1 protein-coding gene and 1 pseudogene are annotated in these 2,463 nt (G+C 71.8%); both read right to left on the reverse strand.

Features of this window, described 5'->3' with window-relative positions:
* Positions 1–984 (reverse strand): annotated as a pseudogene (locus WA965_RS29865) (isoniazid response ATPase/transcriptional regulator IniR); the annotation flags it as partial.
* Positions 985–993: 9 nt separating this feature from the next.
* The coding region (locus WA965_RS29870; RefSeq protein ID WP_526448320.1) for an Hsp70 family protein at positions 994–2,463 on the reverse strand (1,470 nt) is incomplete at its 5' end.

A 2,463-nucleotide genomic window follows, 5' to 3' on the forward strand; every position in this document is an offset into this window, starting at 1 on the left:
GTAGAGCCGCGCCGCGTCGGCGGGATGGTCCCGGACCCGCTCGGCGAGGTCGGTCAGCGCCGTGGCCAACCGCTCCTCGCGCAGACCGTGCTCGGCCAGGCGCAACGCGAGATCGGCGGTCAGGGTCGACAGCTCGACCTGGGAGCACAGCACGGCCACCTCGATCTCGTGATGCCTTGCGGCGCCGAGGATCTGGGCGATGGAATCGTGTACGACGGGGAGGAAGCCCGAAGCGTGCGACGGGTCGATCAGTCCGCTGGAACGGGCCCGGTCGACAGCGGCGGATGCGGCCTCCGAGGACATCCGCAGCGCGGCGGCGACATCGTCGGGTCCCAGGTCGGGACTCAGTGACGAGATGAGAAGTGTGTCGAGAACCCGCTCGTCGAGGCGGCGGAGACGCTCGATCAGGGCGAAGCGTGCGGCCTGCCGGACCGCGGACGGACCGTCACCCGCCGCCGACAGGGCGGGCCGCAGCAGAAACGGCAATCCGGCACTCGCCGAGATCAGGGCGCGAACCAGGTCCGGTGTCGCAGGGGTGCCGAGCACCGCAGCCGCGGCCCGACCCACCTCGATAGGCGGCAACGGCCCCAGCACAACCGCGGGGTTCTCCCGTTCGAGCGCCGTGGTGAGGCGGCTGAGCGCCGGGTGATGCGCCAACGGCTGGCTGCCGATGACCACGGTGGCGGCAGGGTCGGCGACGAGTTCGGTGAGCCGGTCGAGGTCATCACTGCTGAGGAGGTGCGCGTCGTCGACGACGATCGCGGCGTCCACTGCGTCGCCGAGTCCAGGCGGCTGGGAGTGCACGGCGCGACCGGCTTCCCGGAACGACGCGCGAATGGCGGCCAGCACCGTCGACTTACCAGTGCCGATGCCGCCGGTCACGAGAAATCTGGCCGGCGCACCGGGATCGGCGTCGACCGCGGCGATGGCCTCTCGGGAGGACGCAGCGAGATCCGCCGGCCGAAGCAGCGCCGGACTCATCATCGCCGCAGATCAGGCGCCGTCGTCGGGAACGAGCGTCGGCGTCACCGGGTCAGGCGGATCGATCGTGGTCGGATCCGGTGGATCGACGGTCGTCGGATCCGGTGGCGGGGCCGTTGTGGTCGGTGGCGCGGTGGTCGTCGGCCGGGTGGTCGTCGGACGAGTCGTGGTCGTGGTGGGCGCCGTCGTCGTGGTCGTGGTGGTGGTTGTGGTGGTCGTCGTCGGCTGTGTGGTCGTGGTGGTGGGCGCCGTCGTCGTGGTGGGTGGTGGAGGTGGCGGCTGGCTGACGGTGGTGGTGGCCACCCCGTCGGGACCGACGGTGACCGTGGTGACCGGAGGTGGCAGCACGGGGGGAGCGTCGTCGGCCGGGGTCGTGGTCGCAGTCTCGGTGACCGGGGTCGAGTCGCCGTCCGAGCCGGTCAGCGTCACCGCGAGACCGCCCACCGCCAGCAGTGCCGCGGCAGCGGCCGCGCCGAACAGCAGCGGGGGCCTTTTGTACCAGGGCAGCGGAGGGGGTTCATCGTCATATCCGTCGTCTCCGGGGGAGAACGCCACAGCAGGCCGGGCCGCGGTCGCTCCCGCTCCGGCGTAGGAAGCCGGGGAGGTGTAGTCCTCACCGGTGTAGGGCAGCGGATCCCCGGCCGACTCGTCATCCTGCGACCAGGCCAACGCGCGGAAGGTCGCCGACGAGGCGCCGTCGTCGGCGGATTCGCTGGCGGCCAGTCCCGCCGCACCCGCGGCCCACGCCGCCGGCCCCATCGCGGTCGGCATATCCGAGGCGGGAGCCATCCCGGTCGGCGCATCCGCGCTGAGGCTCTGGTTGGCGACCAACGCTGCCCCGGCGGCGACGTTGAGCTGGGACTCCGGAGTGGTGACCACGGGTGCGCGCAGTCGTTCGGACAACCGCTGAGTCACCAGCGGGATCGCGGCACCGCCGCCGACCGTGGCCACCGCCGAGACACTGTCCGCCGGGATTCCGTTGCGCTGCAACGTGTCTTCGACGGCATTCACCAGCCCGCCGAATGGCATCGACATCAGCTGCTCGAGTTCGGGGCGGGTCACCCGGATGTCGGAGCGGAACCCGGGAAGCTCTGCGGCGACCACAGTCGCGGTCTCCGCCGAGAGGCGTTCCTTGGCCCGGCGGCACTCGTCACGCAGCGAGGCGAGCGACTCGACGGCGGAGGTGCCCGCGGGGTCGGCCTTGTTCGCGTCGGCGATTCCCGCGAGGACGTGGTTGAGAAGCGCCTGGTCCAGCGCATCTCCCGAGAACTCGGGGTAGCGGACCGTCTGGCCGATGGCGTCGAGATTCGAACCGGCGTCGGCCAGCGAGATGCTCGATCCGCTGCCGCCGAGATCAACCAGCACGATGACACCGTGGTCCGGCAGTCCGGGCGCGGCCTGCAGCGCCGCGAGCGCAGCCGTCGAATCGGGGATCAGCGCGGCGGGCACACCGTTGGGTGCCAGGCTCGGCCGGGTGCGCAG

This window comes from Mycobacterium sp. (genome assembly GCF_049683935.1).
Taxonomy (GTDB): Bacteria; Actinomycetota; Actinomycetes; order Mycobacteriales; family Mycobacteriaceae; genus Mycobacterium.